Origin of the sequence: Streptomyces sp. NPDC088762, assembly GCF_044750905.1 — a bacterium.
Classification (GTDB): Bacteria; Actinomycetota; Actinomycetes; order Streptomycetales; family Streptomycetaceae; genus Streptomyces.
This window is the reverse complement of sequence record NZ_JBIVKT010000005.1, coordinates 384,971-407,828: the sequence shown is the minus strand read 5'-3', so window position 1 is coordinate 407,828 and position 22,858 is coordinate 384,971. Positions and strand designations below refer to the sequence as shown.

Genomic DNA, 22,858 nt, shown 5'->3' with positions numbered 1-22,858 from the left:
GCCCCGAATCCCCAACCCGCACCCACCCAGCCACACCAGCCCCATCCAGCCCCTCCGGCGTTTGAGGAGCGGGGCACGGGGCAGAGCCCCGGATCTTTGAGCCGCACCCACCCCGCCCCACCAGCCACACCCAGCCCCGCCGGCGCTTGAGGCGCGGGGGGCTGGGGGCGGAGCCCACAGTTTCGGGAAGGGGCGGGGTGGGGGAAGGCCCGCGCAGCGACCGGCGCCGAGCCCCCGCTCAGACCCCCGAGGCCAAGAACCGCTCCACCCGCCCCGCGAACCACCCCGGGTCATCCAGCCAAGGAAAGTGACCCGCCCCGGCCTGCACATCAACGACCCCCCGCGGAAACAGCGCGGCAAGCGCACCCGCCAACACCGGCCGCGGATTGCCGTCCAGTTCCCCGGCCAGCACCAGGACCTCCCCCGCAACCCGCCGCAGCCCCGCCCGCGTCGCGGGCGGATCGAAGGCGCCGGCCCCCGCATACGCCTCGGCCGCCTTCGCGTTCTGCTGCCGCTCGCCCGCCGCCCAGTGCGCCCGGACCTCCTCGTCCCAGCGGCCGTGGAACAGCGGCGCGGCCAGGTCCCACTCCTCCTCGCCCCGCCCCCCGGGGCCGTCGCCCGCCAGGATCCGCTCGTAGGCCGCGATGGCGGTGTCGTAGGGCTCGCTCCCGGCCCGCAGCCGAGCCGCTTCCAGCCGGTGCTCATTGGTCACGGGCAGGTCCACCGCCCACGCGGTGGGGGTGACCAGAACGATCCGGCCCACTCGCTGGGGATGCGCGGCCGCGTAGAGCTGGGCGAGGTTGCCGCCCGCGGAGTGCGCGAGGAGGTCCATGCGCTCCAGACCCAGGTGCACCCGGAGCGCCTCGACGTCGGCAACCTGGTGGTCGACGCGGTAGGTGGACTCGTCCGCCGGTATCGCCGAGTCGCCCGTGCCGCGCAGGTCGAGCAGGACGAGACGGCGGTTCGCGGTGAGGCCGCCGAGTTCCCCCAGATACTCCGAGGCGCGCATGGCGCCGCCCGGAAGGCAGACGAGCGGGTCGCCCTCCCCCCGGAGGTGGTAAGCGAGTTCGGTTCCGTCGTACGTGCTGAAGGAAGGCATGCGGCCCATCACAACAGACGATCACTCGTTCGAGTCATTGATTTACCCGACCCCCACCTGGCAATCTACCGAATGATCGGTCGGTTCCACGGGAACGCAACACGACGACAAGACGACACGACACAACACAACGACACGACGAGGTGACGGCATGGCGGCTCACGACGCACAACTCCACGACGAAGGCGAGCGCCTGAGCCCCGACGCGCTGGCCGCCCTCCAGCTGACGCGACTGCGCGCGACCCTGCACCGCGCCTACGACCGGGTGCCGTTCTACAGACAGGCCTTCGACAAGGCCGGCGTACACCCCGACGACTGCCGGTCCCTTTCCGACCTCGCCCTGTTCCCCTTCACCACGAAGACCGATCTGCGCGACCAGTACCCCTTCGGAATGTTCGCCGTATCCCGCGCGGACGTGCGCCGCATCCACGCCTCCAGCGGCACCACCGGGCGGCCCACCGTCGTCGGGTACACCGACGGGGACCTCTCGACCTGGGCGGATGTGGTCGCCCGGTCCATACGTGCCGCCGGCGGCCGGCCCGGCCAGATCGTCCACATCGCCTACGGCTACGGGCTGTTCACCGGCGGCCTCGGCGCGCACTACGGGGCCGAGCGCCTCGGCTGTACGGTCGTGCCCGCCTCGGGCGGCATGACGGACCGGCAGGTCCGGCTCATCCAGGACTTCCGGCCGGAGGTCATCATGGTGACCCCCTCGTACATGCTCACCCTGCTGGACGAGATGGAGCGCCAGGGGCTGGACCCGCGCGCGACCTCGCTCAGAACGGGCATCTTCGGGGCGGAGCCGTGGACCGAGGAGATGCGCCGGGAGATCGAGGAGCGGCTCGGCATCGACGCCGTGGACATCTACGGGCTGTCCGAGGTCATGGGTCCGGGCGTGGCACAGGAGTTCGCCTCCACCAAGGACGGGCTCCACATCTGGGAGGACCACTTCTACCCCGAGGTGGTGGACCCGCTGACCGGTGCCGTGCTGCCGGAGGGCGAGCCCGGAGAGCTGGTGTTCACCTCCCTCACCAAGGAGGCCATGCCGGTCATCCGGTACCGCACCCGGGATCTGACGCGGCTGCTGCCCGGGACGGCCCGCCCCGCCTTCCGCCGGATGGAGAAGGTGACGGGCCGCAGTGACGACATGATCATCGTGCGGGGGGTGAACATATATCCGACCCAGATCGAGGAGATCCTCCTGCGGACGCCCGGTCTCGCTCCCCACTTCCAGCTGCGGCTGGCCAAGGAGGGCCGCATGGACGCTCTGACGGTACGGGTGGAGGCGCGCCGGGACGCCGACGCCCCGCGGCGGGAGGCCGCGGGCGCCGCCGTGGTCCGGGCCGTCAAGGAGGGCATCGGGGTTTCCGTCCGGGTGGAGGTGGTCGATCCGGAGACGCTGGAGCGCTCCGTGGGGAAGATCAAGCGGCTGGTGGACCTCCGCGGGGCCGAAGAGGGAGGGGGCGCGCCTGCGGGCAGCTGAAACCACCCTTTCGGGCCTATTTCGGGGCGGCTCCCGGGAGTCGGCGGGCCCTGCCGGGTAGTGCATGAGGCGTGATCTCCCTCATCCGGCAGCTGCACGACCGTGTCCAGGGTTCCCCTGCCGGGCTGGCCTGGAGCCGTGGCCGGGAGATGGAGCTGATGCACCGGGCCATGGGCTTCGCAGCCCTGGGGTTCCTCACCCTGGTGCCGCTGCTGGTGGTCGTGGCGGCCGCCGCGCCGGGCAGCGGCTCGGGGTTCGGCCGGTGGCTCGGCCAGGCCCTCGGCGTGGCGGAGTACTCGCGGGCGCGGGTCGAGATGCTGTTCAGCGCGGCGGACCTGGCACTGGAGCGGACCACCGCCTTCGGGCTCGCGGCACTGGCGGTCTTCGGCCTGACCTTCGGCTCAGCCGTACAGACCGGCTACGAGAAGGTCTGGGACCTGCCGACCGCCCGCTGGCACACCATGTGGCGGCACGTCATCTGGCTGGCGCTCCTCGTCTGCTACCTCGCCCTGCTCGTCGGGATCCCCGCTCCGTCGAACGACGCCCTCGGCACGGTCCTGGGCACCGTCGGCGACCTCCTCGGCACCTGCCTGTTCTTCTGGGGCTCACAGCGGCTGCTGCTGGGCGGCCGGGTCCGCTGGCGCGCCCTGATCCCGGGGGCGGTGGCCACCAGCCTCGGGCTCCTGGGGCTGCGGATCTTCTCGCAGCTGGTGTTCTCCCCGCTGATCGCCTCCAACGCCGTGACCTACGGCCCCTTCGGCACCCTGCTGGTCGTCCAGTCCTGGCTGGTCGGCGTCGGCTTCGTGGTCTACGGAGGAGCCCTCGTCGGGCGACTTCTCCACGAGCACCTCACCCTCCGGCGGCTGCGCCACAGCGGAATCTTTCCCCCCGACGACTCGTCTTCTCATGAGGGGAGATCCGGCTGACCGTGCGGCTCCGGCGATGCCGGGACGAACCGCCACCGCCGATCAAGTAGGGCTGAAGACCAGGGGATTGACGAGCGCACAGCACCAGGGGAGCCTCGTCCGGTACGGCCGGACCTCACGGAGGCCGCGCTCACCGCCCGGAACACCGTCGGCCCGCGGCGGGCCGCCGCCCCGAGCCCCGGCGCGTGCCGTGTCCGTCACGCCCAGCGCGCCGGGTACGAGCCGATCGGGATGCGCGGCCGCCAGCCCACCGAGGTCGTCACGAAGGTCGCCGGACCCCTACGGACGCCTCCACGTCGTCGCCCACACCGCGGCGCGGGGCCTGGTCAGCGCCGTGAAGGAGACCTCCGACGCCGAGTCCGCCACCTGATGGACCCGCACTCCTTCGACCCGGCGGCGCTCACCGGCCGCGCTGCCGCACATGCGGGCGCGGAAGGCGCGTGTGGTGGTGCGGATAGAGCGGTATCGGCGGGCGGCTCGCCTTCGCCGGCGCCGGGGGCGTACTGCGCACGGGATTCGGCCCCGGAGGGACCGAGGCGCTCGCCGCCGAAGGCGCCGGTGCTGGAATCCAGGCCCCGGTCGTACAGTCCGGGGTCCTTCCGGACGGGCCGCGCGGGCGGGACCACACTGCGCCGAACGGAGGCCACTGGCCCGCCGACGAGGCCACGATCGGGCCGTTCCGCCAAGGCCTGGCGGTCAGCCACGTCCGCCGACCCGGCGACCCCATTGACCGGTTGAGCGGCCGCCGCGATCCTCACGGCCCCCGCGGAAGGCGCCCGCGAGGAGGCCCACACCTGGGAGCCGATCAGCCAGGGCATCGATGTCGAACCCGTCCGGGAACCGGCCTGGCAGCCCCGTGCCGCAGAAGAGATCCCGTCAGCCCCTCCCGGGCAGGGACCGGCCCGCCCCCCGGCCCGTGCCCCTCGGATCCCCGGCCGCGTCCGCGGGCAAGCCTCGACGCGGAGCCGATCCGGCCCCGCCGGCGGTGCTGCGGCGCGGAGGGGCTGGGGGCGAAGCCCCGCCGAGCGGGCCCGCAGGGGAGCCTCGCCGTCGGCCCGTAACCCCTGCGGCCCGGCTCGGCCAGCGCCGGTGGCCAGGGGGGGCAGGGGGGTCAGGGGGCCTCGGGCGGGGTGTGCGCGAAGCGGTCGCGCAGCTCGCGCTTGAGGATCTTGCCGCTGGCGTTGCGCGGGAGGGCCGTCACGAACAGGACGCGCTTCGGGGCCTTGAAGTGGGCCAGCTTCTCCCGCGCGTATGTCATCAGCTCCGCCTCCGTCACCTCTCCACGCGGTACCACCACCGCCGTCACCGCCTCGATCCACCGCTCGTCGGGCAGCCCGACCACCGCCGCCTCGGCCACGCCCGGATGGGTGTACAGCACGTCCTCCACCTGCCGTGAGGCGACCAGCACCCCGCCGGAGTTGATGACGTCCTTGACCCGGTCCACCACCGTGTAATAGCCCTCCGCGTCCCGCACCGCCAGGTCCCCCGAGCGGAACCACCCGTCCCGGAAGGCCCTGTCCGTCGCCTCCGGGTCGTCCCAGTAGCCCAGGCACAGCTGCGGGGACCGGTAGACCACCTCGCCCGCCGTACCGTCCGGGACGTCCTTGCCCTCCTCGTCGACGACCTTCGCCTCGACATGGCGCACAGGACGCCCGCACGAGTCCATCCGCCCCTCGTGTTCCGTCGGCCCCAGCACCGTGGCCAGCGGCCCGATCTCGCTCTGCCCGAAGCAGTTGTAGAAGCCGAGCCCCGGCAGCCGCCCCCGCAGCCGCTCCAGGACCGGCACCGGCATGATCGAGGCCCCGTAGTACGCCTTGCGCAGCGCGCCCAGGTCCCGCCGGCCGAAGTCCGGATGGTTGGCCAGGGCGATCCACACCGTCGGCGGGGCGAAGAGGCTGTCGGCCCGCCCCGCCTCGACCAGGTCGAAGATCTGCTCCGCGACCGGTGCGTCCAGGATCGTGTTCTCCGCCCCCACCGCCAGGTAGGGGAGCAGGAAGACGTGCATCTGCGCCGAGTGGTAGAGCGGCAGCGAGTGCACGGGCCGGTCCCCCTCGGCCAGGTCCAGCGCCTCGATCGCGCTCTCGTACTCGTGGACGAGGGCCCTGTGCGTCATCATCGCGCCCTTGGGCAGGGCCGTCGTCCCGGAGGTGTAGAGCAGCTGGACCAGGGCGTCGGGGTCGCCGGCCGCCTCGAACGGTGTCTGTTCCGCCGCCGGATCCGCAAGGTCCCGCAGCGGCCGCACCTCGTACCCGGCCGGCACCCGGTCGGCCAGTTCGGGATCGGCGAGCACCAGGGCGCTCCCCGAGTTCCGAAGGATGTGGGCGAGGTCCTCGCCCGTCAGGTTCTGGTTCACCGGGACGTGGACGAGTCCGGCCCGGGCGCAGGCGAGGAACGCGATCAGGTAGGCGTCGGAGTTGTGGGCGTAGGTGGCGACCCGGTCACCGGGGGCCAGCCCGTGCGGCCCCCTGAGGAGGGCCGCGGCAGTGGAGACGGCCGCGTCGAGCCGGGCGTAGCTCCAGCTCCGTTCCCGGTAGCGGACCGCCGTCCGGTCAGGAGTCCGCCGCGCGCTGTCGCGCACCAGTCCGTCGACCGTGTTGTGCCGCACTGCCTTCATGACGCGAACCTCGTCTCCCCCGTCGGATACCAAACGGGATGTTGACAGATCATCCGATCACCTGCATGAGTGTGGGGCAACCCGAGCACCACCGGTTTCACGAGCAACCACGCTCGATCGCAGGCTACTTGGGAGACATGTTGCGCGCTTTCCCCGCACGCCGCCCCACCCGACCCGTCCGCCGCGTCGCCCTGTTCGGCGCCGCCCTGCTCGCCACCGCCGCCGCGATCCCGCAGGCCGCGGCGGCCACCGACGACAACACGGTTACGCACGGCGGGCTTTCGGCGGTCATCCGCTACACCGAGTACGGCATACCCCACATAGTCGCCCGGGACTACGCGCACCTCGGCTTCGGCACCGGCTGGGCGCAGGCCGCCGACCAGGTGTGCGTCCTGGCCGACGGGTTCGTGACCCTCGCCGGTGAGCGCTCGCGCTGGTTCGGCCCCGGCGCCGCCCCCGACGGGTCGCTCTCGTCCGCCGCCGGGAACCTCTCGAGCGACCTGTACTTCAAGGGCGTACGGGAGTCCGGCACGGTCGAGCGGCTGCTGTCGACGCCCGCTCCGGCCGGTCCCGGCAAGGACGTGAAGGAGCTGATGCGCGGCTGGGCCGCCGGCTACAACGCCTGGCTCGCCCAGAACGAGATCACCGACCCAGCCTGCAAGGGCGCGGCCTGGGTCCGCCCGGTCACCGCCACCGACGTGGCCGCCCGCGGCTTCGCGGTCTCGGTCCTCGGCGGTCAGGGACGCGGCGTCGACGGCATCACCGGCGCGCAGCCACCGGGCACACCGGCGCCTGGCGCACCGGCGCCGGGCGCGGGTGCCCTCGCAGCGGCCCCGCAGGAGATCGATCCGGCCGCCGCAGCGGAGGCCGCCCGGGAGCTCTTCGACACCACCCGCTACGACATGGGCTCCAACGCGGTGGCCTTCGCCGGCTCCACCACCGCGAGCGGCGGCGGTCTGCTGCTCGGCAACCCGCACTACCCGTGGCAGGGCAGCCGCCGCTTCTGGCAGTCCCAGCAGACCATCCCGGGCGAGCTGAACGTCTCCGGCGGCTCCCTGCTCGGCACCACCGCGGTCAACATCGGCTTCAACGAGAAGGTGGCCTGGAGCCATACGGTGGCCACCGGCACCCCCGTCAACCTGCACCAGCTCACCCTCGACCCGTCCGATCCGACCGCCTACCTGGTCGACGGCAAGCCGGAGAAGATGACCCGGCGGACCGTCACCGTCCCGGTCGCCACGGGCGATCCGGTCACCCGCACCCAGTGGTGGACCCGCTACGGTCCCGTGATCACGGGCCTCGGCCCGAGCCTGCCCCTGCCCTGGACGACGGGGACGGCGTACGCGCTGAACGATCCCAACGCGGCGAACCTGCGCGGCTCCGACACCGCACTGGCCATGGGCAGGGCCCGCTCGGTCGCGGGCATCCAGGAGGCCCTGAGGCGCACGCAGGGCCTGCCCTGGGTCAACACGGTGGCCGCGGACTCGGCGGGCGGCACCCTCTTCACCCAGTCCCAGGTGCTCCCCCGCATCACCGACGAGCTCGCCGCCCGCTGCTCCACCCCGCTGGGCCGGGCCACGTATCCGGCGTCGGGGCTGGCGGTGCTGGACGGTTCGCGCGGTGACTGCGCGCCCGGCTCGGACCCCGACGCCGTACAGCCGGGCGTGTTCGGCCCGGGGAAGGCGCCGACCCTGCGCGACGCCCCGTACGCGGAGAACTCCAACGACAGCGCCTGGCTGGCCAATGCGGACCGCCCGCTGACCGGCTACGAACGCGTATGGGGCAATGTCTCCACCCCGCGCTCGATGCGTACGCGCGGTGCGGTGGAGGACGTGGCGGCGATGGCCGCGAAGGGCCGGCTGACGGTGACCGACCTGCAGGAGCAGCAGTTCGCGAACCGGGTGCCGGCCGGCGGCCTGGCGGCGGCCGACGCGGCGCGGGCCTGCGCGGCCCTGCCCGGGGGCACGGCCACGGCGAGCGACGGCACCGCGGTGGACGTCTCGGCGGCGTGCGGGGTGCTGGCGGGCTGGGACCGTACCGCCGACAGCTCCAGTCGCGGCGCGCTGCTCTTCGACCGGTTCTGGCGCAGGCTGACCGCCACGACCCCCGCCAAGGACCTGTGGCTGGTGCCGTTCTCGGCGGCCGATCCGGTACGCACGCCCCGTACGCTCAACCAGGCCGCACCCGGCATCGGGCGCTCCCTCGCCGACGCGGTCGCCGAGCTGAGGGCGGCCGGGATTGCGCTGGACGCCCCGCTGGGCGAGCACCAGTTCGTGGTCCGCGGCGGACAGAAGCTGCCGGTCGGCGGCGGTACGGAGGCTCTCGGCGTCTGGAACAAGATCGAGGCGCCGTGGAACGCGGCGGCCGGGGGCTACCCCGAGGTCGTGCACGGATCCAGCCACATTCAGGCGGTGGGCTGGGACGGCGGCCACTGCCCGGTGGCGCGCACCCTGCTGACGTACGGCCAGTCCGCGAACCCGCACTCGCCCTCCTCCGCGGACCAGACCCGGCTGTTCTCGCAGGAGCGCTGGGTGACCTCGAGGTTCTGCGAGCGGGACATCCTCACATCGCCGCAGCTGAAGGTGGTGTGGCCGCGCGAACGTCGGTGACCCGCCCGGCCTGCTTCCTGGCCGCGGCCCTCACGGGCTGACGGCCAGGAAGAGGTACGCGGCCAGCAGGACGAGGTGCACCCCGCCCTGGAGCAGCGTGGCGCGGCCGGGGGCGATGGTCAGGGCGCTGACCACGACGGTCAGGGCGAGCAGCACCAGGTGGGTCGGGCCGAGGCCCAGCGTCAGCGGGCCCGACAGCCAGACGGAGGCCAGCGCGATCGCCGGGATGGTCAGGCCGATGCTGGCGATGGCGGAGCCGTAGCCCAGGTTGAGGCTGGTCTGGACGCGGTCGCGGCGGGCCGCACGGACGGCGGCCAGGGTCTCGGGAGCCAGGACGAGCAGGGCGATGATCACACCGACGACGGCGTTGGGCAGGCCGGCGTCGGCGACGCCCTTCTCGATGGTCGGGGAGACGGCCTTGGCGTTGCCGACCACGGCGACGAGCGAAACCAGCAGCAGGCCGACGCTGGCCAGGGCGGCGCGGGCGGTGGGCGGCGCGGCGTGGTCGGCGCCGTCGGCGTCCGGGCCGGGACTCCGCCCGGTGTCCACGGGAAGGAAGTAGTCCCGGTGACGGACGGTCTGGACGGCGATGAACAGGCCGTAGAGCGCGAGCGAGGCGACGGCCGCGAAGGTCAGCTGGGCGGTGGAGAACTCCGGGCCGGGCTTGGAGGTGGTGAAGGCCGGCAGGACGAGGCTGAGGACGGCGAGGGTCGCGACGGTGGCGAGGGCCGCTCCGGATCCTTCGGCGTTGAAGACGGCGACGCGGTTGCGCAGGGCGCCGACGAGGAGGGACAGTCCCACGATGCCGTTGCAGGTGATCATGACGGCGGCGAAGACGGTGTCCCGGGCGAGGGAGGCGGTCTTGTCGTTGCCGTCGGCCATCAGGGTGACGATGAGCGCCACTTCGATGACGGTGACGGCGACGGCCAGGACGAGGGAGCCGAAGGGTTCGCCGACGCGGTGGGCGACGACTTCGGCGTGGTGGACGGCCGCCAGCACGGCGCCCGCCAGGCAGAGGGCGACCAGCGCCACCGCGAATCCGGGCAGATCGCGCCCCCAGCTGAAGACGAGCGCCACGAGCGCCACCACGGGGACCAGGAGGGTCCAGTCGGTCAGGGGGGACCTGCGCGTTGCCGTACTCATGTCGGCCAAGTTGCCAGAACTGTGCGCCCAGTGCGGCGCGACGCCCGCCTGCGGGGCCCTGACGTGGGACTTCTCAGGAAGCAGCCGGGCGTGGCGGACACCGGGCAACGGTGTGCGCCGGCGCCCGGGGCTTCCACGCCGCCGCGCGCCTGTTGCATGATCCGGACATGGTGAACCCGAGGAAAAGAGCGGAATTCTTTGCCGGCGACGGGGACGACGGCCGCTTCAGCGGCCCGGCGACCGGGGACGAACGGCCGATGCTCGTCTCCGTCCTGGCCGCCCAGCGGGCGACGCTGAAGCTGAAGTGCGGGGGGCTGGAGGACGAGTTGTCGCGGCGCTCCGTGGAACCGTCGACGCTCTCGCTCCTGGGCCTGGTGCGGCATCTGGCCGAGGTGGAGCGCCGCTGGTTCCGGCAGGTGCTGGCCGGGCAGGACGTGGCCTCGCTGTTCTCCTCGCCGGCCGACCCGGACGGGGCCTTCGACGGCGCGCTGTCCGCTCCCGGGGCCGTCGAGGAGGCGTGGGTGGCGTGGCGCGCCGAGGTGGCGTTCGCCGAGCGCTTCACCGCCGGGGCGCCCGACTTGGACGTCGAGGGCACGGACGCGTGGCGGGGGAAGGTCTCGCTGCGCTGGGTGCTCCTCCACATGGTCGAGGAGTACGCCCGGCACAACGGCCACGCCGACCTGCTCAGGGAACGGATCGACGGGGCCGTCGGCGTCTAGTGCTGTGACCGGGAAGATTCGCCGGGTTGCTCGTGCTGGACCGAGCAGGAGGGGCCGAAACCCCAGGACCTCGTCCGGCTAGGCAGTACCAGTTCGGTGCGGTTCCGGCGGGCGATGATGCTGCTGGCCTCGGCCGGCGGCACTTCACCCGCTGGTCCACCCGCAAGCTCGCCGATCACCTGCGCAGGAACACAGCCAGGATCGTCCGGACCGGCCGGGAGGCTCTACGGTGCTTACTGGCCCGCCGCGGGATCTCCTTCCAGCGCACGAAGACCTGGAAGGAGTCCCCTGATGCGGGCTTCGACGCCAAGCTGGCCCGTATCGAGTACGCGGTCAACGAGCGGCCGGACCGCACGTTCGCCTTTGACGCATTCGGCCCGCTGGGCATCCGCCCCACCGCCGGCCCCTGCTGGGCAGAACAAGGCAGGCCAGACCGGCTGCCCGCGGCCTACCGCCGCACCCACGGGATCACCTAATTCCATGGCTGCTACTCCGTCGGCGACGACCAGATGTAGGGAATTAATCGGCGCCGCAAGGGCATCGACCACACTTGGGTGGCGAACCGGAACAAGGTCGAGCTGCGCTTCACCCCGACTTACGCGTCCTGGGAACAATCCCATCGAAGCCCACTTCGGACCCTTGCGGCAGTGCACCCTGGCCAACTCGCACCACCACAACCACACGGTCCAGACCCGGGCCCTGCACGCCTACCTGCGCTGGCGGAACCAGAACGCCCGCGACCCCGACGTTCCCGCAGCCCAACGACGCGAACGAGCCCGCATCCGCAGTGAGAAGGGTGTTCGCTGGGGAGGGCGTCGCACCACGATGGCCGCCTGAACGACTACACCTGCTCTCGATACACCCTGATCCCGATCGGCCTGAGTCCGCGGATCGTTGCCCAGGCCGCTCGCTCGGTCAGTCCTTGCGCCCACTCCTCGAGATCGTCTCCGGCATCGTGGAAGAACCACGAGTCGTAGCTTCCGAGGGCCTCCAAGGCGGGTGCGAGGCCGTATTTGAGCTCGCAGTGGACCTGCACGTAATGGTCGTGATCACCGTCGCTGGCGGAGATCTCGAACTGCCGGGTGAGGTCCAGCGTGAACGCTCGAGGGCCGTCGAACGCGTGGATCCCGTACTGGAACAGAAGACCGTCAGCGTCGGGTATGTCCGGGACGTCGAACGGCCGTCGGCCAAATCGGAGGAAGGCAAGCCAGAAATCTTCCGTCACCAGATCGTCAAGCGCTCGCTGCCCTGACCCTGAACCCAGTTCGCCCTCAAGCAATCCGACGGCCTCATCCATCGACAGTCTCCGCGTCATGCCCGACCTCCTCACCCACCGCAGCCTTTCTCAGCGTACTGACCCTGGTGATCCTTCCCGGTCAGAGCACTAGGTCGGGTCCGACCCGCGGCCGGCGCCGTCACATGGCGCGGTCGTGGCCCTCCCAGTACGGGTCGCGCAGCCGCCGCTTGTAGAGCTTGCCGTTGGGGTCGCGGGGCATCGTCCCGATGAAGTCGACCGTCTTGGGGCGTTTGTAGCCGGCGAGCTGCCGCTCGCAGTGGTGCAGGATCTCCGTGGCCAGCGCGTCGCCCGCCTCGAAGCCCTCGGCCGGTTCGATGACGGCCTTGACCTCCTCGCCCCAGTCGGCGTGCGGGATGCCGAAGGCCGCGGCGTCGGCGACCGCCGGGTGGGTGAGGAGGGCGGACTCGATCTCGGCGGGGTAGATGTTCACCCCGCCCGAGATGATCATGTCGATCTTGCGGTCGCGGAGGAAGAGGTACCCCTCCTCGTCCATCAGGCCCAGGTCACCCACGGTGAAGAAGTCACCGATGCGGTTCTTCTTCGTCTTGCCCTCGTCTTTGTGGTAGCTGAAGCCGCCGGTGTTCATCTTCAGGTAGACGGTGCCCAGTTCCCCGGGGGGCAGCCGGTTGCCGTCGTCGTCGAAGATGGCGAGTTCGCTGATCGGCCAGGCCTTGCCGACCGTTCCCGGCTTCTTCAGCCAGTCCTCGGCGGTGGCGAAGGCCCCGCCGCCCTCGCTCGCCGCGTAGTACTCCTCGACGCACCGGCCCCACCAGTCGATCATGGCGCGCTTGACGTGGTCGGGGCAGGGCGCGGCGCCGTGGATGGCGTGTCGCATCGAGGAGACGTCGTACGCGTCCTTCGTCTCCTGCGGGAGGGCGAGGAGCCGGTGGAACTGGGTGGGGACCATGTGGGTGTGCGTGCACGCATGCCGGTCGATCAGCCGCAGCATCTCCTGCGGGGTCCACTTGTCCATCACGACGAGCGGGTGCCCGATGTGCAGGGCAGCGCCCGCGAATTGCAGGACCGCGGTGTGGTAGAGCGGCGAGCAGACCAGGTGCACGTTGTCGTCGAAGGGGCGGATGCCGAAGATGGCGAGGAAGCCGCCGAGGTAGGTCTCTTCGGGCGGCTTGCCGGGCAGCGGGCGCCGGATGCCGCGCGGGCGGCCGGTGGTGCCGGAGGTGTAGTTCATGACCCAGCCGAGGGTGCGCCCCTCGGGCGGGGTACCGGGCTGTCCGTCGAGGAGTTCCCCGTACGGCCGGAAGCCCGGGGCCGCTCCGACGGCGTAGCGGTGGCTCGCGGGCAGGCCGGCCTCGTCGGCCGCGGCGAGGGCGGCGTCGGCGAAGCGCTCGTGGGCGATGAGGACCTTGGCGCCCGAGTCGGAGACGATCCAGGCGATCTCGGGGCCGACGAGGTGGTGGTTGACGGGGACGAGGTAGAAACCGGCCTGGGCGGCGGCGAGGTAGGCGGTGAAGAACTCGACGCCGTTGGGGAGGACGACGGCGAAGACGTCGCCCTGCTCCAGGCCGGCCGCGCGCAGGCCGTGGACGAGGCGGTTGACGTCGGCGTGCAGCCGGCCGGCGCTCCATTCCTCGCCCTCGGGGGTGATGAGGACGGTGCGTTCCGGGTCTGCGGTGGCCTGCGCCCAGAACCCGTTCGGGGGCTGCTTGTCGGGGTCGGTCATGGCGGTCGCGTTCCTCTCAGGCCCGGCCGGCGATGCGGGTGATGCGGTCGATGGCGCGCTCGAAGCCGCTCGTCAGGTCGTCGAAGACGGCCTGGACGCTGCGTTCGGTGTTCATCCGGCCGACGATCTGCCCGACGGGGGTGCCGAGCAGCGGCTGGACCTCGTACTTCTGGATCCGGGAGACGGCCTCGGCGACGAGCAGGCCCTGGAGGGGCATGGGGAGCGCGCCCGGACCCTCCGGGTCGTCCCAGGCGTCGGTCCACTCGGTGCGCAGCTGGCGGGCCGGCTTGCCGGTGAGGGCGCGGGAGCGGACGGTGTCGCCCGAGCCGGCTGCGAGCAGCTTCTCGGTGAGGGCGCGGGAGTGGAGGTCGGCTTCGGTGGTGGTCAGCCAGAGGGAGCCGAGCCAGGCGCCCTGGGCGCCGAGGGCGAGGCCGGCGGCGATCTGCTCACCGCTGCCGATGCCGCCGGCGGCGAGCACCGGGAGCGGGGCGACGGCCTCGGCGATTTCGGGGACCAGGACCATGGTGGCGATGTCGCCGGTGTGGCCGCCGGCCTCGTAGCCCTGGGCGACGACGATGTCGATGCCGGCTTCCGCGTGGCGGCGGGCGTGTTTGGCGCTGCCGGCGAGGGCGGCGACGAGGATGCCGTGGTCGTGGGCGCGCGCGATGACGTCGGCAGGCGGGGAACCGAGCGCGTTCGCCAGGAGTTTGATGGGGTAGTCGAAGGCGACGTCGAGCTGGTTGCGGGCGACCTGCTCCATCCAGCCGGTGATCCGCCAGCCGGAGGCCTCGCCCTCGGCGAGCTCGGGCACGTGGTGTTTGGCGAGGGTGTCGCGGACGAAGGCGCGGTGCCCGGCCGGGATCATCGCCTCGATGTCGGCTTCGCTGATGCCGTCGACGGCCTTCTTGGCGGGCATGACGACATCGAGGCCGTAGGGCTTGCCGTCGGTGTGCGCCTGCATCCACTCGAGGTCGCGTTTGAGGTCGTCGGGCGCGGTGTAGCGGACCGCGCCGAGAACGCCGAATCCACCCGCCCGGGTGATGGCGGCGGCGACCGCCGGGAAGGGCGTGAAGCCGAAGATGGCGTGTTCGACTCCCAGTTTCTTGCTCAGCTCCGTCTCCATGGGCGGCAGGATGCCGCAGCCCGCCATGCGAGGGAAGAGGTTTTCTGATGCAGTGTCAGATTCTTTACGGGGCGGTCGGTGCGGGCGTGGGCCGACGGAGGGGCAGATACCCATTAGCCTGCGGCGGGCCCGGCGTGACGCGGGCCCGCGCCCGGAGCCGGTCGCCTGCGGCGCTCAGGGCACCGGGCAGGCACCCCGGGCCCGCAGCCCGCTCCCCGGAGCGGCGGTGCGGGGCGTGGTGAACGGCAGCGGGCAACAGGCGGCGAACGGCAGACGGCTGGCGGCACGTCAGTGACAGGAGGGCCGGAGATGGCAGGAGCGACGGGGGCCGACGGACTGCGGCAGCGGCGCGGGAGCGCGAGCGGGACCGGCCCCGGGGATGCGGGCGGCCCCGGGAATGCCGCCGGGCCCGGGGATGCGGGCGGGCCCGGGGATGCGGGCGGGCCCGGGCGGGAGAACGACGACGGGCGCCGACGCGGGGACCTGATCGCGGCCGGGCCCGGGGATGCGGGCGGACCCGGGCGGGAGAACGACGGCGGGCACCGGCGCGGGGACCTGAGCGGCGCGGGGCCCGGGAAGGCCGGCGGGCCCGGGCGCGCGAGCGGGCCCGGGAATGCGGGCGCCGGGAATGCGGGCGGGCCCGGGCGGGGGTTGACCCGCCGGCGGTTGGGGGCCCGGCTGCTGGCGCTCGGTGGGGTGCTCGTGCTGCACGCCGCGCTGCCCGGCAGCGCCGGGGCGGCCGGAAATCCGGCGGAGCGGCGTGCGCTCCAGGGGCTGCGGCTGCGCTACGGGTCGGCGCGCCAGGCCGGGCTGTTGGAACGGCACCTGGAGGCGGTGGCGGACGAGGCGCGGAGGTTCCTGGGCCCCTCGCCCGAACGCCCCTACTACGCGGGGGCGGTGGTCCTCGCCGGCCGGGGCCGCACCGTCGCCCTGCACCGGGCCATGGGCGACGCCGTACGGTACGCGGACTACGACGGGCGGACCGACCGGGTGCGGGAGTTCCCGGCGGCCGAGCGGATCGCGATGGCCGAGGACACCGTCTTCGACCTGGCCTCGCTGACGAAGCTGTTCACCTCCGTCCTGGCCGTGCAGCAGATGGAGCGGGGCCGGCTGGAGCTGGAGGCTCCGGTGGCCCGGTACCTGACCGAGTTCACCGGCGGCGGGAAGGAGCTGATCACGGTCCGCCAGCTGCTCACGCACACCTCGGGGCTGCGCTCGTGGGCGCCGTTCTACCGGGAGTCCACGCGGGAGGGCCGGCTGCGGCTCCTGTGGTCGGTGCAACCGCAGGACGCTCCGGGGACCGTCTACCGGTACTCCGACCTGAACCTGATCACCCTCCAGCTGCTCCTGGAACGGATCACCGGTCGCAGTCTGGATGCCCTGCTCCACGACGAGATCACCGCTCCGCTCGGGATGCACCGCACTCGCTACAACCCGCCGCGCTCCTGGCGCCGCGTCACCGCCGCCACCGAGGTGCAGCGTCCGCCCTGGTCCGGACTGGACCGCGGACTGGTGTGGGGCGAGGTCCACGACGAGAACGCCTACGCGCTCGGCGGTGTCGCCGGCCACGCCGGGGTCTTCGGCACCGCCTGGGACCTGGCCGTCCTCGCCCGCACCCTCCTCGACGGCGGGGTCTACGCGGGCAAGCGCATCCTGCGCCCCGCCTCCGTCGAGCTGCTGTTCACCGACTACAACACGGCCTTCCCCGGCGACGACCACGGTCTGGGTTTCGAGCTCTACCAGCACTGGTACATGGGCGCCATGGCCACCCCGCACTCCGCGGGCCACACCGGCTTCACCGGCACCTCCCTCGTCCTCGACCCCTCCACCGACTCCTTCCTGATCCTGCTCGGCAACTCCGTGCACCCCGTGCGCACCTGGCGGGCCGGCAGCGCGCCCCGCGTCGCCGTCGGCAACCGCTTCGCGCGCGCCGTCCCCGTCCGTACGAGGCACGGAGGTCCCGCCTGGTACTCCGGCATGGAGACGGGCGGCTCGGGCACCCTCACCCTGCCCCCGCTCTCCCCGGCCACGGGCTCCGCCCGGCTGCGCTGCGCCGTGTGGTGGGACACCGTGCCCGGCGAGGGGGCCTTCCACCTGGAGGCCTCGCCCGACGGGCAGCGGTGGGAGCCGCTGCCGTTCAGCACCGTCCGGGCCACGGGCGGCGCCGCCGAGCCGTGGCCCCGGGGCTCCGCGGGCGGCTGGTCCGGCCGCATCTGGCACCGCCTGGAGGCCCCCCTCACGGCCGCCTGGGCGGGCCGCGAGGTACGGCTCCGCTTCCGACACACCGCGACCGGCCGCTACGTCGGCCGCGGGGTCTACGTGGACCTCATCCGCGTGTCGGAACCGGCCCGCCTGCTCTTCGCGGAGGACCGCCCCGCGGACGCCGCCCGCATCGAGGCGACGGGCTGGACGCGTTCGGCGGACTGAGGGCCCCGGCAGGCGGTTCGCGTGCGGACCGAGCGAAGGCTCAGTGCCGGACCAGGCAGAACGGATGCCCCGCCGGGTCCGCGTAGACGTCCCAGCCGCGGTCGGCGGATCCCTCCTCGAGCAGGGTCGCGCCGGCCGCCAGGGCCTCCTCCCGCGCCGCCCGCAGGTCGGGGACGCCGAAGTCCAGGTGGAACTGCTGCGGGCGGGCGGGGTCGCCCCACTGCGGCGGCCTGTGGTCCGGAGACCGCTGGAAGGCGAGGACCAGGCCGGCCGGGGTGTGCAGCGTCGCCCAGTCCTCGTCGGTCTGCCACCGGCGGTCCCGGCGGTTGACGGTGCCGCCCAGCAGGGACCGGTAGAACGCGGCGAGCCGCCCCGGATCGGGACAGTCGAGGACCACGCACTGCAGCTCAGCGATCATGGCTGGATGCTAGCGCTGCGGCCGGGCGCGCGCTCCGCCGTCCCGGGACGAAGCACGTGCCCGCGGGTGTTGGTGCTCGTTGTCGAGGTTCGTTGACCGTTCAACACGAAGGCAGGCAGACCGCATGACCATCGGCATCGACTGGGACAACCCAACCGACCCCAGGCCGGGAAGCCGGCAGTTGGACCACGTCGAGCAGTACGTGGGCTCGAACGGAGCCGAGGGCCACTACTGGAACGGCACCCAGACCCTCCTGCTCACCACCGTGGGCCGGATCTCCGGGAACCCCGTGCGGACCCCCCTCATCTACGGGGAAGACGACGGCCGTTACCTCCTCGTCGCCTCCAAGGGCGGCGACCCGGCCCACCCGCTCTGGTACCGGAACCTCACCGAGCACCCCGAGGTCCGCATCCAGGTCGGCTCCGAGACCCTGGAGGGGGCCGCCCGCACCGCGACCCCGGAGGAGCGCACCGCGTACTGGCCGGTCATGGTCCGGCACTGGCCCTCGTACGACGCGTACCAGGCCAAGACCGACCGCGAGATCCCGATCGTCGTCATCGAACCGGTTCGCTAGCGCGGCCGGCGGCTCAGTGCCCGAGCACCGCCATCGCCGCGTTGTGCCCGGGGACCCCGCTCACGCCGCCGCCCCTGACCGCCCCCGCGCCGCACAGCAGTACGTTGCGGTGGGCGGTCTCCACGCCCCACCGGCCGCCCGCGCCGGCGTACGGCCACGACAGGTCCCGGTGGAAGATGTGGCCCCCGGGCAGCCGCAGGTCGCGCTCCAGGTCCAGCGGGGTCTTCGCCTCGATGCAGGGGCGGCCGTCCGCGTCGAAGGCGAGGCAGTCGGTAAGCGGTTCGGCCAGGTGCGCGTCGAGCTGCGCCAGGGTGGCGGTCAGCAGCACCTCGCGCGCCTGCTGGTTGTCGTGCCGGAAGAGCCGGGCCGGGGTGTGCAGGCCGAAGAGGGTCAGCGTCTGGTAGCCCTGCTCCACCAGATCCGGCCCGAGGATCGTCGGATCGGTCAGCGAGTGGCAGTAGATCTCCGAGGGCGGTACGGACGGCAGTTCGCCGGACGCCGCCTCCGCGTGAGCCCGCGCGAGCTCGGCGTACCCCTCGGCGATGTGGAAGGTGCCGCCGAAGGCCTCGCGCGGGTCGACGGCGGTGTCCCGCAGCCGCGGCAGGCGCCGCAGCAGCATGTTGACCTTGAGCTGGGCGCCCTCGGGGGCCGGCTCCGCCGCCGGGGCTTCGCCGAGGAGTTCGGCCAGCGCCTGCGGCGAGGCGTTCACCAGCACCGTGCGGCCGACGACCCGCCCCTCCCCCGCCGCGGTACGGAACACCACCTCGGCCGGGGCGATCCCGTCCGCGTCGATCCGCAGCACCTCGTGCCCGGTGGCGATCTCCGCCCCGGCCTCCCGGGCGGCCGCCGCCAGGGCGTCCGTCAGGGCGCCCATGCCCCCGACCGGGACGTCCCAGTCGCCCGTGCCGCCGCCGATGACGTGGTAGAGGAAGCAGCGGTTCTGTGCGAGCGAGGGGTCGTGGGCGTCGGCGAAGGTGCCGATGAGCCCGTCCGTCAGGACCACGCCCCGGACCAGGTCGTCGGTGAAGTGGGCCTCGACCGCCCGCCCGAGGGGTTCTTCGAACAGCATCCGCCAGGCGGCGTCGTCGTCGATCCGGGCCCGCAGCTCCTCGCGGGTGGGCAGCGGCTCGGTGAGGGTCGGGAACACCTTCTCGGCGACCCGGCCCGTGGTCCCGTAGAAGGCGCGCCAGCTCTCGTACTCCCGCTCCGAGCCGGTCAGCCGTGCGAAGGACTCCCGGGTACGGGCCTCACCGCCGCCGACCAGCAGGCCGCCGGGCCGGCCGCCGCGCTCGACGGGCGTGTAGGAGGACACCGTGCGCCGGCGCACCGAGAAGCGCAGCCCCAGATCGCGCACGATCTTCGCCGGGAGCAGGGAGACGAGGTAGGAGTAGCGCGACAGCCGGGCGTCGAGGCCGGCGAAGGGGCGGCTGGAGATCGCTGCCCCGCCGGTGTTCCCGAGGCGTTCCAGGACCAGGACCGAGCGGCCCGCCCGGGCCAGGTAGGCCGCGGCGACCAGGCCGTTGTGCCCGCCGCCCACGATCACGTCGTCGTATACGTCGCGCCCGAAGGCACCGGAGCCCCGCATGGCTGTCATGGCTCTTGGTAGCACACCTGGCCGAGCCGCTCCAGGCAGTGCGCCTCGTCGGCGTGGGCCAGGGCGGTGTCGGGATGCTCGTCGCCGAGGGACCGTTCGCGGATGCCCGCGAGGTCCCGGTAGATGGGCAGCGCCTCGTCCCAGCGGCCCAGCCGGCCCAGTCCGGCGGCCAGTTCGCGGCGGCTGACCAGGGTGTCGGGGTGCTCGGGCCCGAGGGCCCTGGCCCGGGCGGCGCCCACCTGCCTGGCCTCGGCGACGGCCTCCTCCCAGCGGTCCAGGCGGCCCAGGTTGACGCCGAGGACGTGCCGGGCGCGCAGCGTCTCGGGGTCGTTGGCCCCGTAGGCGCGGGTACGGTCGCGGACCAGGGCCCGGAAGAGGTCGAGGGCCTGGGCGCTGTTGCCGGTACGGCCGAGCGCGATGCCGACCTCGTAGCGTGCGGCGAGGGTGTCGGGGTGGTCGCGGCCGAGGACGCGCTCGCGTACGGCGGCGACCTCGCGGAAACCGGCCAGGGCCTCCTCCCAGCGGTCCAGCCGGCCGAGCGCGTACGCCACCTCGTAGCGGGTCAGGAGCGTGTCCGCGTGCTCTGCTCCGAGCACGGCCTCCCGGTCGGCGGCGACCTCGGCGGCGGCGTTGTGGGCCTCCGAGAACCGGCCGAGGGCGCCCAGGGCGCAGGCCAGGTTGTGGCGGCAGCGCAGGGTGTCGGGGTGGAGCGGCCCCATGGTGCGCCGGCGGGCGGCGAGCACCGCGACGTAGATGTCGTAGGCCTCCCGGTGGCGTCCGAGCCTGCCCAGTTCGTACGCCGCCTCCTGGCGCGCGGCGAGGGTGTCGGCGTGGTCCGGGCCGAGGGTCCGGGTGCGTCCCTCGGCCACGGCTTCGTACACGGCCAGGGCTTCCTCGGGCCGGCCCGCGCGGCTGAGGGCGAAGGCCCTGGTGTGGCCGGCGGCGAGGGCCTCGGGTCCGGTTTCCCGCGGGCCGGGGACGCGCGGGATCCCGTAGGCGGCGGTGAGCCGCGGGTCTTCGTCGGGGGCGGGCCGGACGATCCGCTGGGGGCCGCTCGGGTGCGGGGCGGCGTGCTCGCCGCTCGGGCGGGGAACGGCGGGCGTGGCCGGATGGGCGGGCGTGGCCGGGTGGGCGGGCGTGGCCGGCTGTTCGGGGGTGGTCCGCTGCTCGCCGCTGGGGCGCGCGGCCGCCCAGGAGCCGGTGAGGACGGCCCATTCGCCGCTCGCGGGGCGGGCGTCGATGCCGGCCTTGCGGCCGGCCGTCATCCCGCGGGCCCAGGCCGGCAGCGGGGCCTGCGCGCCGGCCGGGCCGCCGGGGCCAAGGCGGGCCTCGACGAGGCGCCGGTGCAGGTGGCGGGCGTCGCCGGGACGGTCCTCGGGGCGCTTGGCGAGCAGGTCGAGGACGGCCCGCTCGAAGTATGCGGGCAGTTCGGGACGGTGCTCTCGGGGCGGCACGGGCGGGGTGTCGCGGTGGCCGACCAGGACCGACCAGGAATCGCCGAGGTCGAAGGGCGGGGCGCCGGTGGCGATCTCGTAGAGGACGCAGCCGAGGGAGTAGAGGTCGCTGCGGTGGTCGACCTCGCCGCCCGCGATCTGCTCGGGCGACATGTAGTGCGGGGTGCCCATGGCCATGCCGCCGCCGGTGAGCTTGGCGGTGAAGCCGATGTCGTGTGCGAGGCGGGCGATGCCGAAGTCGCAGATCTTCACGGTGCCGTCGGCGAGCCGCATGATGTTGGCCGGCTTCAGGTCGCGGTGGACCACGCCCTGGTCGTGGGTGTAGCCGAGGGCGGCGGCCATCTGCTCGGCGATGTCGACGACCACGTCCACGGGGAGCGGGCGGCTCTCGTTGTCGGCGAGGAGCTGGCTGAGGTTGCGGCCGTCGAGGAGCTCCATGACGAGGTAGAGGGGGCCGCCCGCGGCGCTGTCGTCGCCGAAGTCGTGGACGACGGTGACGCCCCGGTGCTGGAGGGACGCGGCGACGCGGGCCTCGCGGCGGAACCGCTCGCGCAGCACCTGGGTGAAGTGGGCGTCCTGCTCTGGTCCGAGCGGTTTGAGGCACTTCACGGCGACCTGTCGGCCCAGCGACTCGTCTCGGGCGCGCCACACCTCGCCCATGCCGCCGCGGCCGATCAGATCGAGCGACCTGTACCGGCCCTGGATCAGTCTGGACTCCGCCATGTCTTGAAGCCGCCCCCGTCGTCGTGCGATGCCCTCCCCGGCCGGTCCAGTATGGCCGCTGATGTGCGCAGTGTGTACGGCGAGGGGCGACTCCCGGGGCCCATGCGGCGCATCGCTCTCAAGATGTGACCTGGCGGCAGCTTCCAGCGCAGACCTGCGGGAATGCTGCGCAGCACGCGTCCGGTGAGGCGCAGGCGGCGGGTGGTGAGGTGCGGGGCCGGTGCGGGGTGCCCGTACAGCTGGTGCGCCCAGCCGGGGAGGGTGTCGTAGGCGAGGCGGGAGAGGGGGCGCCACAGCAGGTTTCGGCCAGGGACGAGGAGCGGGTGGACGGGTGGCGCGTACAGGAAGTCGTACACGTCGTGGGCGTCGGGGCCGGCGGCGAGCTCGGGGCGGACCGTCTCGAAGTAGGCGGCGAGCGCCGCCGTGTCGGCCGGTACTCCGGCCGGGTCGAGGCCGACGAGGCGGGCGTTGACCCGGTTCTCGTCGACGTAGCGGTCGGCCTGGGCGGGGGTGAGCGGGACGCCGGAGCGGAGCAGGACGTGCAGGAAGCTGTCGATCTGGGCGCAGTGCACCCAGAGCAGGAGCCCGGGGTCATCCACGGGGAAGCGCTCGCCGGTGTCCGGGTCGGTGGCGGACAGCGTGCGGTGGATGGCCCGCACCCTGGCGCCGGCGCGTTCGGCGGTCTCGGTCGTGGCGTAGGTGATCGCCCCGACGAAATCGGCGGTGCGCAGCAGCCGTCCCCAGGCGTCCTTGCGGAAGTCTGAGTTCTCCATGACGCCTCGGACGGCGCGCGGGTGCAGGGCCTGCAGGTAGAGCGCGCGGACGCCGGCGATCCACATCACCGGGTCGCCGTGGCACTGCCAGGTGACGGAGTCCGGCCCGTACAGCCCGGGGTCCGCACCGGCCGCCGCGCCGGTGCCGGTGTCGCCGCCGGATGCGGGTCGCGCGGTGTTCTCCACCCCGCACCTCTACCC

The 22,858-nt window shown here is 73.2% G+C and carries 16 protein-coding genes and 1 pseudogene; 7 read left to right on the top strand and 10 right to left on the bottom strand.

Annotated features, from left to right (window positions below; genetic code table 11):
- Positions 1-238: 238 nt before the first annotated feature.
- Positions 239-1,099: an alpha/beta fold hydrolase gene (locus ACIP5M_RS16030; protein ID WP_401197152.1), complete on the bottom strand. Its 861-nt coding sequence runs from the start codon at positions 1,097-1,099 to the stop codon at positions 239-241.
- A 151-nt stretch (positions 1,100-1,250) separates the two neighbouring features.
- On the opposite strand from ACIP5M_RS16030, the gene paaK reads away from it, so the two are divergent.
- A complete protein-coding gene (gene paaK, locus ACIP5M_RS16025; protein ID WP_401197150.1) occupies positions 1,251-2,582 on the top strand; it encodes a phenylacetate--CoA ligase PaaK in 1,332 nt (443 codons plus the stop codon).
- Positions 2,583-2,731: 149 nt separating this feature from the next.
- Positions 2,732-3,508: a YhjD/YihY/BrkB family envelope integrity protein gene (locus tag ACIP5M_RS16020; RefSeq protein ID WP_401197225.1), complete on the top strand. Its 777-nt coding sequence runs from the start codon at positions 2,732-2,734 to the stop codon at positions 3,506-3,508.
- A gap of 1,111 nt (positions 3,509-4,619) precedes the next feature.
- Here the strand turns inward: ACIP5M_RS16020 and ACIP5M_RS16015 are convergent.
- The gene (locus tag ACIP5M_RS16015) at positions 4,620-6,122 is read right to left on the bottom strand and encodes a fatty acyl-CoA synthetase (RefSeq protein WP_401197147.1); all 1,503 of its coding nucleotides are present in this window, start codon (positions 6,120-6,122) and stop codon (positions 4,620-4,622) included.
- A 137-nt stretch (positions 6,123-6,259) separates the two neighbouring features.
- Between ACIP5M_RS16015 and ACIP5M_RS16010 the strand changes: the two genes are divergently transcribed.
- The gene (locus tag ACIP5M_RS16010) at positions 6,260-8,731 is read left to right on the top strand and encodes a penicillin acylase family protein (RefSeq protein WP_401197144.1); all 2,472 of its coding nucleotides are present in this window, start codon (positions 6,260-6,262) and stop codon (positions 8,729-8,731) included.
- 30 nt (positions 8,732-8,761) lie between these two features.
- On the opposite strand, the gene ACIP5M_RS16005 is transcribed toward ACIP5M_RS16010, so the two are convergent.
- Positions 8,762-9,874 carry a calcium:proton antiporter gene (locus tag ACIP5M_RS16005; protein ID WP_401197141.1) on the bottom strand — a complete coding sequence of 371 codons (1,113 nt, stop codon included), beginning with the start codon at positions 9,872-9,874 and terminating at the stop codon, positions 8,762-8,764.
- A 167-nt stretch (positions 9,875-10,041) separates the two neighbouring features.
- Here ACIP5M_RS16005 and ACIP5M_RS16000 point away from each other — a divergent pair, with 167 nt between their 5' ends.
- Both ACIP5M_RS16000 and ACIP5M_RS15995 read left to right on the top strand, forming a co-directional pair.
- A complete protein-coding gene (locus tag ACIP5M_RS16000) occupies positions 10,042-10,593 on the top strand; it encodes a DinB family protein (RefSeq protein WP_401197139.1) in 552 nt (183 codons plus the stop codon).
- 39 nt (positions 10,594-10,632) lie between these two features.
- Positions 10,633-11,430: pseudogene (locus tag ACIP5M_RS15995) on the top strand (hypothetical protein); the annotation flags it as partial.
- 4 nt (positions 11,431-11,434) lie between these two features.
- On the opposite strand, the gene ACIP5M_RS15990 reads toward ACIP5M_RS15995, so the two are convergent.
- From ACIP5M_RS15990 to ACIP5M_RS15980, 3 genes are all read right to left on the bottom strand, one after another.
- Positions 11,435-11,908, bottom strand: a complete 474-nt coding sequence (locus ACIP5M_RS15990) for a hypothetical protein (RefSeq protein ID WP_401197136.1) — start codon at positions 11,906-11,908, stop codon at positions 11,435-11,437.
- Positions 11,909-12,008: 100 nt separating this feature from the next.
- Positions 12,009-13,571 carry an acyl-CoA synthetase gene (locus tag ACIP5M_RS15985; protein ID WP_401197134.1) on the bottom strand — a complete coding sequence of 521 codons (1,563 nt, stop codon included), beginning with the start codon at positions 13,569-13,571 and terminating at the stop codon, positions 12,009-12,011.
- Between the two features lie 16 nt (positions 13,572-13,587).
- Positions 13,588-14,694 (bottom strand): NAD(P)H-dependent flavin oxidoreductase, encoded by a 1,107-nt coding sequence (locus tag ACIP5M_RS15980; protein ID WP_401197131.1) that lies wholly within the window; start codon positions 14,692-14,694, stop codon positions 13,588-13,590.
- A 666-nt stretch (positions 14,695-15,360) separates the two neighbouring features.
- On the opposite strand from ACIP5M_RS15980, the gene ACIP5M_RS15975 reads away from it, so the two are divergent.
- Complete coding sequence (locus ACIP5M_RS15975) at positions 15,361-17,121, top strand: serine hydrolase (protein WP_401197129.1); 1,761 nt, start codon at positions 15,361-15,363, stop codon at positions 17,119-17,121.
- A gap of 40 nt (positions 17,122-17,161) precedes the next feature.
- On the opposite strand, the gene ACIP5M_RS15970 is transcribed toward ACIP5M_RS15975, so the two are convergent.
- A complete protein-coding gene (locus ACIP5M_RS15970; RefSeq protein WP_401197127.1) occupies positions 17,162-17,539 on the bottom strand; it encodes a VOC family protein in 378 nt (125 codons plus the stop codon).
- A gap of 124 nt (positions 17,540-17,663) precedes the next feature.
- Between ACIP5M_RS15970 and ACIP5M_RS15965 the strand changes: the two genes are divergently transcribed.
- Entirely contained in the window at positions 17,664-18,113 is a 450-nt protein-coding gene (locus ACIP5M_RS15965; protein WP_401197125.1) for a nitroreductase family deazaflavin-dependent oxidoreductase, read from the top strand.
- A 13-nt stretch (positions 18,114-18,126) separates the two neighbouring features.
- Here the strand turns inward: ACIP5M_RS15965 and ACIP5M_RS15960 are convergent, their stop codons facing one another.
- The 3 genes from ACIP5M_RS15960 to ACIP5M_RS15950 are packed head-to-tail and all read right to left on the bottom strand — an operon-like array spanning position 18,127 to position 22,843.
- Positions 18,127-19,707 carry a phytoene desaturase family protein gene (locus tag ACIP5M_RS15960; protein WP_401197122.1) on the bottom strand — a complete coding sequence of 527 codons (1,581 nt, stop codon included), beginning with the start codon at positions 19,705-19,707 and terminating at the stop codon, positions 18,127-18,129.
- The gene (locus ACIP5M_RS15955) at positions 19,704-21,884 is read right to left on the bottom strand and encodes a tetratricopeptide repeat protein (protein ID WP_401197120.1); all 2,181 of its coding nucleotides are present in this window, start codon (positions 21,882-21,884) and stop codon (positions 19,704-19,706) included. The genes ACIP5M_RS15960 and ACIP5M_RS15955 overlap by 4 nt, the downstream gene beginning before the upstream one ends.
- A complete protein-coding gene (locus ACIP5M_RS15950; RefSeq protein ID WP_401197117.1) occupies positions 21,866-22,843 on the bottom strand; it encodes an oxygenase MpaB family protein in 978 nt (325 codons plus the stop codon). The genes ACIP5M_RS15955 and ACIP5M_RS15950 overlap by 19 nt, the downstream gene beginning before the upstream one ends.
- Positions 22,844-22,858: the final 15 nt, after the last annotated feature.